Here is a 12,997-nt window from a genome sequence, read left to right as displayed (position 1 = left end):
CCGCCGGCGGTGGCCCACCCACGTTCGCGAGCCGTGGAACGTGGCTCACGCACCGCTCATCGGGACCGGGGCGGCGTGCCGCGACGTCAGCCGGCGACCGGCTCCGTGGCGGCCTCGCGGAACTGCGTGGCGTGGAGCGTGGCATAGAGCCCGCCGGCGGCCAGCAGCTCGGCGTGGGTGCCCTGCTGCACGACCCGGCCGTCGTCGAGGACGAGGATCAGGTCGGCGTTGCGGACGGTGGAGAGCCGGTGCGCGATGACCAGCGACGTACGCCCCTCGAGCGCGGCGTCGAGCGCCTGCTGGACCGCCGCCTCGGACTCGCTGTCGAGGTGGGCGGTCGCCTCGTCGAGGACGACGATGGCCGGTGCCTTGAGCAGCAGGCGCGCGATCGCGAGGCGCTGGCGCTCGCCGCCACTGAGCCGGTAGCCGCGGTCGCCGACCACCGTGTCGAGGCCGTCGGGGAGCGACCGCACGAGGCCGGCGACCTGCGCGGCCTCCAGCGCGGCCCAGACGTCGGCCTCCAGCGCGGACGGGCGTGCGTAGAGCAGGTTGGCCCGGATCGTGTCGTGGAACATGTGGGCGTCCTGGGTGACGTAGCCGACGACGTCCTCCAGCGACTGGAGCGTCACGTCGCGCACGTCGTGGCCGCCGACGCGCACCGCACCGGACTCGACGTCGTAGAGCCGCGCCACGAGGTGGGTGACGGTCGTCTTCCCGGCGCCGGACGGACCGACAAGCGCCACCATCCGGCCGGGCTCGGCGGTGAACGTCACGTCGTGGAGCACCTGGCCGGTGTCGCGGGACTCCGTGCGGGCGACGGTCTCGAGCGAGGCCAGCGAGATCTGGTCGGCGCGCGGGTAGGTGAAGGCGACGTGGTCGAACTCCAGCCGCGACGCGGTGGGCGGCAGGACCACGGCGTCGGGCTTCTCCTGGATGAGCGAGGGCAGGTCGAGCACCTCGAAGACCCGGTCGAAGCTCACCAGCGCGGTCATCACGTCGATGCGCACGTTGGACAGGCCCTGCAGCGGGCCGAGCAGCCGGGTCAGCAGCACGCCGAGGGCGACGATGGTGCCGACCGAGAGGTCGCCCCGGATGGCGAGCCAGCCACCGATGCCGTAGACCAGCGCGGTCGCGAGAGAGGGGACGAGGGTCATCGCGGCGAAGAAGATGCGGGTCAGCAGCGAGATCCGGACGCCGAGGTCGCGGACAACCGCGGCCTTGCGGGCGTAGGCGACGTCCTCCTCCTCGCGGCGGCCGAACAGCTTGAGCAGCATCGCGCCGCCGACGTTGAACCGCTCGGTCATCGCGTTGCCGAGGTCGGCGTTGCCGTCCATCTGCTCGCGCGACAGGCTCGCCAGCCGGTTGCCGACCAGGCGCGAGGCGACCAGCAGGATCGGGAAGAGCGCGACGCACAGCAGCGTGACCGGCCAGCTGAGGAACAGCATCGTCACGCCGACGACGACGGCCGAGATGATGTTGGAGACCGTGCCCTGGAGGGTCGAGGTGAAGGCGCGCTGGGCGCCGATCACGTCGTTGTTGAGCCGGCTGACCAGTGCACCGGTCTGGGTGCGGGTGAAGAAGGCCAGCGACTGGCGCTGGACGTGGGCGAAGACCTGGGTGCGGAGGTCGTAGATCAGGCCCTCGCCGATCCGGCTGGACAACCAGCCGGTGACCAGGCCGAACGCGGAGTCGGCGACCGCCACGAGCGCCACGAGGACGGCGAGCCAGACGACCAGCGAGGTGTCACCGGTGCGGACGCCGTCGTCGATGATCATCTTGAGCAGCAGCGGCGGCAGCACCACGAGCGCCGCGTCGACGACGGTGACCGCGAGGAACCCGGCGATCAGGTGCCGGTGGGGACGCGCGAAGCCAAGCACACGCCGCACGGTGCTGCGCTCGATCTTGTTGTCCACCACGCTGCGGTCACTGCGCAGGTGGCGCCACGGCGGTCCCCCGCCTCCCGGCCCCATCGACATGCATGCTCCTTCGTCGGCTCACCCGCTCAACCGTCGGGCGTGCCCCATTGTTCCGTCGACGACCGACAGCGGGGCCGGCCCGGCGATCAGCCCAACGCCGCAGCGACCGCGCGGAAGCGGCGCACCTGGGCCTCGCGCTCGAGGCGACGCTGCTCGTCGAGGTCGCGGTCGGTGGCGCCCTGCAGCAGCGCCTTGGTCTCGGGGACGACGCCGGCCATCGGCGCGCACAGCGCGGCCGCGAGCTCGGCGACCGCCGCGTCGAGGTCCGCGGAGGCGTACGACCCCGTCGCGAGGCCGATCCGCACCGCCTCCTCGGCACCCACGGTCCGGGCGGTCGCGCAGATCTCGAGGGCGCGGGAGTAGCCGACGTGCTCCACGAGCGGCTGGGTGCCGGTGAGGTCGGGCACCAGCCCGAGCGCGGACTCCTTCATGCAGAACTTCGCGTCGTCCGCGACCATCCGCAGGTCGCAGGACAGGGCGAGCTGGAAGCCGGCGCCGACCGCGTGGCCGCGGACCTTCGCGATCGACACGAAGCGCGGGTCGCGCAGCCACGTGAAGCCGCCCTGGAAGGCGTCGATGCGCGCCGATGCCTCCTCGTCGCCCAGCGACAGCAGCTCGAGCACGGTGCCGGGGCCGGCGTTGGTCGGGTCGAGCATCGCGCGGTCGAGGCCCGCGGAGAACGTCTCGCCCTCGCCCGTCACCACCACGACGCGCACGTCGTCGGACAGGCTCGCGCCCACCTCGCCGAGCGCCAGCCACATCGCGGGCGTCTGGGCGTTGCGCACCTCGGGGCGGTCGACGGTGATCGTCGCGACCGCACCGTCCACGTCGAGGCGGAGACCGACGGCGGCGAGCTCTTCGGGAGTCATGCCGCGAGGTTACTACCGATCGGTAACGTGTGGTTTCGAGGCTCGCTGCGCTCGCACCTCAACCACCGAGGAGATGTGCTCGCACCTCGACCACCGAGGAGATGCGCTCGCACCTCAACCACCGAAGAGATGCGCCCGCACCTCGACCACCGAGGAGACGCGCCCGCACCTCAACCACCGAGGAGACGCGCTCGCACCTCAACCACCGAGGGCGGCTGGGTCAGGCGAGCGACACCAGGTCGGCGTAGTCGTCGGTCCAGAGGTCCTCGTCGCCGTCCGGCAGCAGCAGCACCCGGTCGGGGTCGAGCGCGCGCACCGCGCCCTCGTCGTGGGTGACGAGGATGATCGCGCCCTTGTAGCTGCGGATCGCGTGCAGCACCTCCTCGCGGGAGGCCGGGTCCAGGTTGTTCGTGGGCTCGTCGAGCAGGAGCACGTTGGCGCTGGAGACGACGAGGATCGCCAGGGCGAGGCGGGTCTTCTCGCCACCGGACAGCACCCCGGCCGGCTTGTGGGCGTCGTCGCCGGAGAAGAGGAACGAGCCCAGCACCGACCGCGCCTGGGTGTCGGTGAGCTCGGGCGCGGCGCTGTGCATGTTCTCCAGCACGGTCCGGTTGACGTCGAGCGTCTCGTGCTCCTGGGCGTAGTAGCCCATCTTGAGCCCGTGGCCCGGGACGACCTGGCCGGTGTCGGGCTGGTCGACGCCGGCGAGGATGCGCAGCATCGTGGTCTTGCCGGCGCCGTTGAGGCCGAGGATGACCACCCGGCTCCCCCGGTCGATGGCGAGGTCGACGGCGGTGAACACCTCGAGCGAGCCGTACGACTTCGACAGCTCGGTGCCCATCAGCGGCGTCTTGCCGCAGGGCGCGGGCTCCGGGAACGCGATCCGGGCGACCTTGTCGGCGGCGCGCTCGCCCTCGATGCCGGCCATCATCTTCTCGGCACGCTTGAGCATCGACTGTGCCGCCTGGGCCTTGGTCGCCTTGGCGCGCATCTTGTTGGCCTGGTCGGTGAGCACCTTGGCCTTGTTCTCGGCGTTCTGCCGCTCGCGCTTGCGGCGCTTCTCGTCGTCCTCGCGCTGGGTGAGGTAGTTGTGCCAGCCCATGTTGTAGACGTCGATGACGGCGCGGTTGGCGTCGAGGTGGAAGACCTTGTTGACCGTCGCCTCGAGCAGCGCGTTGTCGTGGCTGATCACCACGAAGCCGCCGCGGTGCGCCTTGAGGAAGTCGCGCAGCCAGATGATCGAGTCGGCGTCGAGGTGGTTGGTCGGCTCGTCGAGGAGCATGATCTCGGCGCCGGAGAACAGGATCCGGGCGAGCTCGACACGGCGGCGCTGGCCGCCGGACAGGGTGCCGATGGGCTGGGCGAGCAGCCGCTCCTCGATGCCGAGCGCGGCGGCCATCTGGGCGGCCTCGGACTCCGCGGCGTAGCCGCCGCCGGCGTGCAGCTCGGCGTCGGCACGCGCCCACCGCTTCATGCCGCGCTCGTGGACCTTCGGGTCCTCGCTCGCCATGTCGACCTCGGCCTCGCGCAGGCGGCGCACGACCTCGTCGAGGCCGCGGGCCGAGAGGATGCGGTCGCGGGCGATCACCTCGGGGTCACCGACGCGCGGGTCCTGCGGGAGGTAGCCGATCTCGCCGCTGCGCAGCACCTGGCCGTCGGCCGGGGTGCCCTCGCCGGCGAGGATGCGGGTGAGGGTCGTCTTGCCGGCGCCGTTGCGCCCCACGAGGCCCACCTTGTCGCCCGAGGCGATGCGGAAGGTGACGTCCTCCATGAGGAGCCGCGCGCCGGCTCGGACCTCGAGCTTCTGGGCGGTGATCATCTCGTGCCACATCCTACGAAGGGGTGACGCGTGGCGCCGCATCGTCGGCGTCAGGCGCTAACCTGCGCTGACGCCACCACACGGGCGTGAGCGACGGCGAAAGGCACGACCATGCGCTTCAACCCGAAGGCCGACATCAGCAGGGGTCGCGTGAGTGACGCGGGTCGTGGTGGTGGCGGCGGCGGATCCCCGATGCGGATCCCGATCCCGGGCGGCGCGCGTGCCGGTGGCGGCATCGGCGGACTCATCATCATCGTGCTGTTCATCGTGCTCACCACGTGCGTGGGCGGCGGGCTGCCCGGCGGCTCCGGCGGTACGAGCGGCCAGGGCGGCTCGATCGGCCAGCCCGAGGGCATCGACTCCGGCGACCAGCGCTACGCCGACTGCACGTCCGGCGCCGACGCCAACCGCGACGCCGACTGCGCGCGCAAGGCCGTGGCGTACTCCCTCGAGCAGTTCTGGGCGCGGACCCTCCCCGAGCAGGGCGGCACCGACTTCACCCCGGCCGCGATCAAGACCTTCGCCGGCGGCGTCGCGACCGGCTGTGGCCAGGCGTCCTCGCAGGTCGGCCCGTTCTACTGCCCGGCCGACCAGCAGATCTACCTCGACACCACCTTCTTCTCCGACGTCCTCGAGGGCCAGCTCGGCGGCCAGGGCGGAGACTTCGTCGAGCCCTACGTCCTCGGCCACGAGTACGGCCACCACATCCAGAACCTGCTCGGCACCATGGGACAGGTCCGCACCCAGCAGGGCGCGAGCTCCGACGCGGTGCGCCTCGAGCTGCAGGCCGACTGCTACGCCGGCATGTGGACCCGCGACGCGGCCGACGGTGACGGCATCCTCGAGGGCCTCGACCAGGGCGACATCGCCGAGGCGCTCGACTCGGCCAAGGCGGTCGGCGACGACCGGATCCAGCAGCAGGCCGGCCAGCGGGTCGACCCCGAGGGCTGGACCCACGGGTCGTCGGAGCAGCGGATGCGCTGGTTCACCACCGGCTACGAGCAGGGCACGCTCGAGGCCTGCGACACCTTCTCGGCCAGCAGCCTCTGATCGACCGACCTCTCGACCCCGCTCAGGCGAGCAGGGCCTCGATCTGGTCGACCTGGCGCTGCATGGCGTGGATGTAGGGCGCCACGCTCGGGTGGCGGAACTTGCCGGCCAGCGCGCCGTCACCGTCCGCGACCCGGGCGAGCGCCCAGTCCAGCCGGGTGAGGGCGGTGTAGACGGCCATCACCCGCGCGCCGAGCAGGACCTGGTCACGGTCGGCGAGGCCGGGCGGGAGGGCGGCGGCGTACGCCTCGACGAGCGGGCCGACCTCCTCGCGGGTGGCGAGCGACAGGTAGCCGAGGTCGGCGCCCACCGGGCCGGTGCCCAGGTGTGCCCAGTCGATCGCGACGGCACCGTCGCCGTGCCGCCCCGGGATGTTGGCCGCCGAGGGGTCGCCGTGCTGGGCGACCTGCGGCAGGGCGTCGCAGCGGTCGAGCCAGGCGCCGCGGCGCGACCACAGGTGGTCGGCGACGTCCGCGACGGGCGTCCGGGCGAGGGTCCGCCAGCCGCCGCGCCGCTCGACGAGCGCAAGGCGGGTGCGCAGCTGGTCGCGTGCCAGCCACGGGTGCCGGCCGAGGTCGGCCGCGGCGAAGCGCCCGAGGCAGGCCGCGAGCCACGGGCCGGGCGCGTCCTGCCGCACCACCCGCTCGTGCACGAGGGTGACGCCCTCGTCGTCCTCCTCGACCCGGACGACCGGTGCTTCCCGCAGGCCCGGCGAGGACGCGACGACCCCGCTGAGGGCGACGTCGGCGGCGCGCCGCCAGTAGTTGACGTCCGACGGGGCGAGGGTCCCCGGCGCGTCGTGCGGGTCCGGGGCGGTGAGCCGCTTGACGACCACCTCGCGTCCCTCCGACGACGCCGACCAGACGCCCGTCGTCGCGGGACCGGCTCCCGGGAGGCGCTGCCACCCCGGCTCGGGCTGCCACATGGCGAGGACGCTAGCCGATGTCGCGGCTCCGGTAGCGCCACCAGGCCGCCGCCACGGCGAGCAGCGCGACGAGGGTGAGGCCCGCCTCGGGCTGCCACGCGAAGGACTCGGTCGGGTACTTCGGGACGTGGTGGAACGGTGAGAGCCCCAGGACCCACCCGGGCAGCTCCAGGGCGGCGCCGACCTGGCCGAGGGTCACGCAGAGCACCAGGACCGCCCATCCCGCCACCGCCCACCGGCTGCGCAACGACAGCAGCAGCAGCGCCGCACCCAGCACCACCCACACCGCGGGAGCCTGGGCGAGCGCCGCGCCGACCGCCGACAGGCCGTCCCCCCGACCGACCGCCGTCGCGACGCCCGAGACCAGCAGCAGCCAGGTCGTGCCCACCAGCGCGGCCGAGGCCAGCGCGAGGAGCAGCGCCGAGCGGGACGTCGCGGTCGCGAGCACGGTCTCCGTACGCCCGTCGTGCTCGTCGCCGGCTGCGCGGGTCACCGTCGCGATCCCGAAGCAGGTGATGACGACGGCACCGATCGACGCGAGGGCGAACACGAGGGCGTCCTGCAGGGCACCGGCCCCGCCCATCGCCTCGATCACGCCGCGCGTCGCCTCGGTGTCGAGCATGTCGCCGATCGACGGGACGATCGATCCCATCAGCCCGCCCAGCACCGCGGCGCCGACCGTCCAGCCGACCAGTGCCGTGCCCTGCTGGCGCCAGACCAGAGCGAGGCCGTCGCGCAGGCGTGGGGACCCCACCGCCGGACCTGGCCGGTCCGGCACGATCCCGGCGCCCAGGTCGCGGCGCCGGCGCAGCGCGACCGCCGCCGCAGCGAGGACGACGGCGAGGAGCGGGTAGAGCGCGAGCAGCCACACCCGCGGCGCGGACCAGGCGCTCAGCTGGGTGCCCCAGCCGAAGGGCGTCAGCCACGAGAGCCACCCGGCGGTCAGGTCGCCGACTGCGCGCAGGAGGTAGAGGACGCCGATGACCGCCGACGCGAGGAACCCGACGGTGCGGGCGCTCGACGACACCTGGGCGGCGAGCAGCCCGACGCCGGCGCCGACCAGCCCGATCCCCGTCCACGACGCGGCGAAGAGCACCGACCCGCCCACCGGCAGCCCCGCAGCGACGTCCACGGCGGCGACGAGCACCCCGAGGAGGACGGAGGCCAGCACCGCCTCGAGCACCGCGGCCGCGGTCGGGGCGTCGGCGCCGACCGCCGTGGCGCCGACGACCTCGGCGCGTCCGGTCTCCTCCTCGACCCGGGTGTGGCGGCGCACCACGACCACGGACAGGAAGGCGACGAACACCGCGTAGAGCACGGTCATCTTGGTCATCGAGAGCTCGCCGAGGCTCGAGGTGTCGAGGATCGGTCCGTAGAGGGCGACGACCGCCGGGCTGGCGTTGATCGCCTCCGCTGCGGCCACCCGCTCGGCCGTGGAGGCGTAGAGCGGACCCGTCGCGGCGGCGCTCGCGGCGACGGTGGCGGTCAGCACGAGCAGCCACGCCCCCAGCAGCACGCGGTCGCGCCGGAGCGCGAAGCGCAGCAGCAGGCCGGTGCCGCGCAGCCGCGGCCTCATGGCGTGCTCCGGTAGGCGTCGAGGAACAGCTCCTCGAGGGTGGGCGGGGTGCTCGTCAGCGAGACGACTCCTGCGGCGTCGAGCGCCTTGAGCAGCAGCGGGAGGCCGGCAGGGTCGACGGACGCCTGCACGACCCGGCCGTCCACGTCGACGTCGTGCACCCCGTCCAGCCCGGACAGGTCGGGCAGCGTGCCCGACACCATGGCCCGGACCCGGTTGCGACGCAGGTGGCGCAGCTGGTCGAGCGATCCCGACTCCACGGCCCGGCCGCCACGGATGATCGTGACGCGGTCGGCGAGCCGCTCGACCTCGCTGAGGATGTGGCTCGACAGCAGCACCGTGGTGCCGGACGCCTTGTGCTCGGCCAGGCACTGGTTGAAGACCTCCTCCATGAGAGGGTCCAGCCCAGAGGTCGGCTCGTCGAGCACGAGCAGGTCGGTGGGCGTGGCGAACGCTGCCACCAGCGCCACCTTCTGCCGGTTCCCCTTCGAGTACGCGCGCCCCTTCTTGGTCGGATCGAGCTCGAAGCGCTGCAGCAGCTCGTCGCGGCGCGTGCCGCGAGGGTCGACGTCGCGCATCCGCAGGAGCAGGTCGATGGTCTCGCCGCCGGTGAGGTTGGGCCACAGGCTCACGTCGCCCGGCACGTAGGCCAGCCGCCGGTGGATCTCGGTCGCGTCGCCCCACGGGTCGAGCCCGAAGACGGTGACCGAGCCGGCCGTGCTGCGCAGCAGGCCCAGCAGCACCCGGATGGTGGTGGACTTGCCCGCGCCGTTGGGTCCCAGGAAGCCGTGCACCTCGCCCGCGTCGACCGTGAGGTCGAGGCCGTCGAGCGCCCGCACGCTGCCGAAGGTCTTGACGAGTCCGCTGATCTCGATCGGTGGCGTCACGCCTCCCACGCTACGCCTGCTTTCACACTTGTGTGAATCTTTATAAGGTGGTGACATGCCACAGTCCCCGGTCGAGCAGTACGTCGAGCGCATGGGCGGAGCGATGACCGACGCCGGGCTCCCCCGCCTCCCCTCCCGGGTGTTCGCCGCGCTCACGGCCGACGACGACGGCCGGATGACGTCGGCGGAGCTGTCGGGTGCGCTCGGCATCAGCCCGGCGGCCGTGTCGGGGGCGATCAAGTTCCTGACCCAGGTCGGGTTCGTCCACCGCGAGCGCGAGCGCGGCACGCGGCGCGACGTCTACGTGGTCGACGACGACGCGTGGCACGGCGCGATGGTGCAGAAGGACAGCGCGTACGCCCCGATGCTGAAGGCGCTCGACGACGGCCTCGCCGGGCTCCCGGACGACTCCCCCGCACGCCCGCGGCTGGTGCTCATGCGCGAGTTCCTGGCCTTCGTCAGCTCCGAGATGGACGGCATCGCCGCGCGCTGGGAGGTGCGCCGCCGCGAGCTGGAGGACGACCTGCGGACCCGCGGGTGACCGTCAGGCGTTGACGACGTCGACCTGGAGCGCGCACGCGTCGGCGACCGCCTGCTCGAGCACCGCGCGCCGCGGGTCCGGGACGGGCAGCCACGGACCCACCACGCGTGCGCGCGCGAGGCGCGGGTCGGCGAGCACCGCGTCCACGGCGGCGTGGTCTCCCCCGGTGACGACCACGCGTACCCCGTCGAGGATCCGGGCGGCGTGGTCGGCGGCCGCCTCGTAGGCCTGCCGGGCCTGGTTGTCCCGTCGGCGGGCGAAGCGCTGCTGGCTCTGGCCGCCGGCCTTGGTGCGACCCTGGACGTGCCGCTGCCCCACCTTCGAGTCGACCGTCCGGTCAGCCGCGAGCCGCGCGACGGCGAACCCGCCCTTGCGGACGAGGAGCACGCCCCAGGCGCCCGGCGGCACCGCGGCGCTGGCGAAGGCGTTGGCGTCGACCGCCCCGTCGTACGTCGTGTCGAACGGGAGCCGCGCGGTGAAGCGCGACCCGTCCTCGGCCGCGCCGTGCAGCGCACCGTCGGACACCGACAGCGAGGCGCCGCCGTGACGCGCGCCGAAGTTGTCGACCCACCGCCCCCACCGGGCGGGCGGGACCAGCACGACCGGCACCGCGACCCCTCAGAGGAAGTCGAGCGGGTCGAACTCGTCGATCGGGATGATCCGGGTGCGCGGCAGCGAGGCGTTGAAGGCGCCGAGGTCGTACTCGAGGTCGAAGATCCGCAGTCCGGGCAGGTTGCGGAACTGCGAGTTGACGAACTCGGTGAAGCCGATGACCCCGACCTGGCGGGAGCCGTCGCACAGCGCCGAGACCTGGTCGACGAAGTCGCCGTCGTGGCTGACCAGCACCACGTCCGCCTCGCGGTGCACCAGTGCCTCGGCGGTGCGCTGGATGGCGATGTCGACGACCTTGCCCTCGCCGCTCAGCGGGATCGGGGTGAACCCGATGGCCAGCAGCGCCTGGACGAAGCTCGTCGGCAGCTCGGTGCCGGCGGCGAGGAAGAACAGGCCGGAGACGTCCTGGTCGAAGGCCCGCTCGGCCCACTCGAGCAGCCGGTCCCAGCGGGGCCGCTCCTCCGGGCGCGGCCGGCGCCCGAGGATCGAGGTCCCGAGGGTGGCGTCGATGTTCTCCCCGTCGACGAGGAGGTAGGTCTTCCGCTCGGCCATGCGAGGACTCTCCCACACCGGAACGCCTCCGCACGCCACCGCGTCGGACCCTCATGCGGACGGTCCTGGTCGCTGCGGCGGCACTGGTGCTCACGGCGTGCGGCGCCTCGACCCCCGGGACGGTCGCGCCGGCCCCACGGTCCCCGGCCACCACGGTGCCCAGCGGGCTGGAGGTCCCCGCGGAGCGGTCTCCGGACTCCTTCTCGATCGACCGGCCGCCCCAGTTCCACGTGCTCACGCCCGACGGGCAGCGGTCCCTGAGCCCCTGGACGATCTGCTACGCGAGCGGGTGCGCCGACGGCGGCCCCTCGGACACTCCCCCGTCGGTCGGCACGCCCACCGCGCTGGAGTTCGCCTTCGACCTCCCCGGCTGGACCTTCGACGCCACCTTCCGCGAGCACGGCACCCGCGCCGGGTGCGGGCGCCAGGTCACCGTCCCGGTCGAGACCACCGGCGAGCGCACGTTCCGGGTCCCTCCCGCCGGGCCGGCCGGCGACTGGGACGTCGACCTGTTCGGTCGCGGCCCGACCGGCGGCGACGCGGTGACGACCGTCCGGTGGCACACGCCGACGGACGGCACCTTCCCCGACGCCGCGACCGGCCAGGCCGCGGTGCTCGCCGACCACGACGGGACCCTCGACTCCTACGGGGTCGAGCTCTTCGTCTCCGACCTCGACCGCACCTACGACGACGCGAGCGCGGACATCACGGTCACCTCCGCCGACGGCGGCTCCGTCGTGCTCCCGCTCGGTCCCGCGGACCGGTGCTGGACCGAGGGCTCGCTGTCGTTCCGCGCCCCGGACCGGCTCGGCCGCCGCGCGACGACCCTCGGGAGCGGACCGTTCGACTACACCGTCCGGCTGACGCTCGCCGGGACGACGTACGTCGGTCGCGCGACGTGGCCCGACGACACCGACGAGGACATCGTGCCGGCCGTGCCGCTCACCTGGCAGCCGGCGCTGCCGACCTACCGCGGGTGATCAGGACCGGTGGACGACGCGGAACGACTCGACGACCTCGTCGTCCTGCTCGGCCACGTCCGTGACCTCCAGGAGGGCGCGCGGCACGCCGGCGCCGTCGCACAGGATGGAGAGCGCGCCGACCTGCGGCAGGTCGCCCGCGTAGTCGACGAGCGGGGCCGTCGTGGACCCGCCGTCCTCGGCCAGGACCCGGGCGACGTACGCGTCGGACTCCTCGGCGGACTCGCCGAAGGCCCATCCCGGCGGTGGGACCGATTCCAGCGCGGTCGGCCCGAAGTAGCCGGGCATCGTGTTGAGCCTGGCGTGGAACCGCGCGAGGTCCCAGAAGACCCGCAGCTCCTCGTGGTCGAAGTCGATCTCGCCGTGGTCCACCGGCTGGGGGTCGACCTCGCGCTCGCTCATGCCACGAGCCTACGGGTCAGGCCACGGCCGCGACGTGCGCCGCGAAGGCGCGTGCCTCCTCCATCGACCCCGGTCGCGGGGCAGCCATCGGGTCGAAGCCGCAGTCACGGTCGCCCAGCACCTGCTGCAGCAGCGGCCGCCAGCGCGGGTCGCCGTGCACCATCGACCAGCGCAGCGCGTCGCGCTTGCTGGCCACCTCGCCGGTGCGCACGGTGTAGAGGCTGCGCGCGGCCTGCACGACGAGGTAGCGCTGGCACCACGCGATGGTGGGCGGGCACCAGCCGAGCACGTCGTCGGTGATCGTGGCGAGGCTCGCGAGCGCGTGCTCGCGCAGGACGTCCGCCGGGACCGGCTCCATCAGCTCGACCGGGCACGGGCCCAGGAGCGTGATGCCGTGCTCGCGCACGATCCAGCGGCTCCACGGCTGGTTGCAGTGCTCCGACCACTCCATCTCGTCGGACCCGTGGTCGACGTAGAGCCAGTCGCGACCGAGGCCCGCGGTCGTGCGCAGGTCGGCGGCGACGGCATACGACCCCTCGAGGTGACGGTTCCAGTGGCCGTCGCGGTGCGGCAGGTCGTGGTGCAGGCGGCGCAGGGCCGCTTCCTGAGCGACGTCGGGGCGCTCGCGCACGACCACCAGGAAGTCGCAGTCGCTGTGCAGGTCGCCCGCGCCGAGGGCGAACGAGCCCTGCAGGTAGGCGCCGACGAAGGCCTCGCCGAGCGCCTCCCGGGCGCCGGTGACGAGGTCGTGGAGCACGCCGTTGAGCTCGGCGTAACGCGTGGGGTGGGGGTTGAGCACGCAGGGAGT

The 12,997-nt window shown here is 73.4% G+C and carries 13 protein-coding genes; 3 read left to right on the top strand and 10 right to left on the bottom strand.

Annotated elements, in window-relative coordinates; all coding sequences use genetic code 11:
- Positions 1-86: 86 nt before the first annotated feature.
- The 3 genes from KDN32_RS08645 to KDN32_RS08635 form a co-directional block, all read right to left on the bottom strand.
- Complete coding sequence (locus KDN32_RS08645; protein WP_211732448.1) at positions 87-1,970, bottom strand: ABC transporter ATP-binding protein; 1,884 nt, start codon at positions 1,968-1,970, stop codon at positions 87-89.
- 92 nt (positions 1,971-2,062) lie between these two features.
- Complete coding sequence (locus KDN32_RS08640) at positions 2,063-2,845, bottom strand: enoyl-CoA hydratase/isomerase family protein (protein ID WP_211731602.1); 783 nt, start codon at positions 2,843-2,845, stop codon at positions 2,063-2,065.
- 220 nt (positions 2,846-3,065) lie between these two features.
- Positions 3,066-4,664 carry an ABC-F family ATP-binding cassette domain-containing protein gene (locus KDN32_RS08635; protein ID WP_211731601.1) on the bottom strand — a complete coding sequence of 533 codons (1,599 nt, stop codon included), beginning with the start codon at positions 4,662-4,664 and terminating at the stop codon, positions 3,066-3,068.
- 111 nt (positions 4,665-4,775) lie between these two features.
- On the opposite strand from KDN32_RS08635, the gene ypfJ reads away from it, so the two are divergent.
- Positions 4,776-5,714 (top strand): KPN_02809 family neutral zinc metallopeptidase, encoded by a 939-nt coding sequence (gene ypfJ, locus KDN32_RS08630; protein WP_211731600.1) that lies wholly within the window; start codon positions 4,776-4,778, stop codon positions 5,712-5,714.
- A 22-nt stretch (positions 5,715-5,736) separates the two neighbouring features.
- Here the strand turns inward: ypfJ and KDN32_RS08625 are convergent, their stop codons facing one another.
- From KDN32_RS08625 to KDN32_RS08615, 3 genes are read right to left on the bottom strand one after another with little or no spacing between them, the layout of a single operon-like run.
- A complete protein-coding gene (locus KDN32_RS08625; RefSeq protein WP_211731599.1) occupies positions 5,737-6,639 on the bottom strand; it encodes an aminoglycoside phosphotransferase/kinase family protein in 903 nt (300 codons plus the stop codon).
- 10 nt (positions 6,640-6,649) lie between these two features.
- The gene (locus KDN32_RS08620; RefSeq protein ID WP_211731598.1) at positions 6,650-8,215 is read right to left on the bottom strand and encodes an ABC transporter permease; all 1,566 of its coding nucleotides are present in this window, start codon (positions 8,213-8,215) and stop codon (positions 6,650-6,652) included.
- Positions 8,212-9,102, bottom strand: a complete 891-nt coding sequence (locus tag KDN32_RS08615; protein ID WP_307853859.1) for an ABC transporter ATP-binding protein — start codon at positions 9,100-9,102, stop codon at positions 8,212-8,214. Before KDN32_RS08615 ends, KDN32_RS08620 begins: the two co-directional genes overlap by 4 nt.
- Positions 9,103-9,157: 55 nt before the next feature.
- On the opposite strand from KDN32_RS08615, the gene KDN32_RS08610 reads away from it, so the two are divergent.
- A complete protein-coding gene (locus KDN32_RS08610) occupies positions 9,158-9,643 on the top strand; it encodes a GbsR/MarR family transcriptional regulator (RefSeq protein WP_211731596.1) in 486 nt (161 codons plus the stop codon).
- A gap of 3 nt (positions 9,644-9,646) precedes the next feature.
- Here KDN32_RS08610 and KDN32_RS08605 read toward each other — a convergent pair whose 3' ends face one another.
- Both KDN32_RS08605 and KDN32_RS08600 read right to left on the bottom strand, forming a co-directional pair.
- On the bottom strand, positions 9,647-10,252 hold the full coding sequence (locus KDN32_RS08605) for an acVLRF1 family peptidyl-tRNA hydrolase (protein ID WP_211731595.1): 606 nt from the start codon (positions 10,250-10,252) through the stop codon (positions 9,647-9,649).
- Positions 10,253-10,261: 9 nt separating this feature from the next.
- The gene (locus KDN32_RS08600; RefSeq protein ID WP_211731594.1) at positions 10,262-10,807 is read right to left on the bottom strand and encodes an NYN domain-containing protein; all 546 of its coding nucleotides are present in this window, start codon (positions 10,805-10,807) and stop codon (positions 10,262-10,264) included.
- A 53-nt stretch (positions 10,808-10,860) separates the two neighbouring features.
- Here KDN32_RS08600 and KDN32_RS08595 point away from each other — a divergent pair, with 53 nt between their 5' ends.
- Positions 10,861-11,787 carry a hypothetical protein gene (locus KDN32_RS08595; RefSeq protein WP_211731593.1) on the top strand — a complete coding sequence of 309 codons (927 nt, stop codon included), beginning with the start codon at positions 10,861-10,863 and terminating at the stop codon, positions 11,785-11,787.
- On the opposite strand, the gene KDN32_RS08590 is transcribed toward KDN32_RS08595, so the two are convergent.
- On the bottom strand, positions 11,788-12,189 hold the full coding sequence (locus tag KDN32_RS08590) for a hypothetical protein (RefSeq protein WP_211731592.1): 402 nt from the start codon (positions 12,187-12,189) through the stop codon (positions 11,788-11,790).
- A 16-nt stretch (positions 12,190-12,205) separates the two neighbouring features.
- Positions 12,206-12,988, bottom strand: a complete 783-nt coding sequence (locus KDN32_RS23285; RefSeq protein WP_211731591.1) for an aminoglycoside adenylyltransferase domain-containing protein — start codon at positions 12,986-12,988, stop codon at positions 12,206-12,208.
- Positions 12,989-12,997: the final 9 nt, after the last annotated feature.

It is taken from the genome of Nocardioides palaemonis, from assembly GCF_018275325.1.
Lineage (GTDB): Bacteria > Actinomycetota > Actinomycetes > Propionibacteriales > Nocardioidaceae > Nocardioides > Nocardioides palaemonis.
This window is presented reverse-complemented; position numbering and strand designations above follow the sequence as displayed.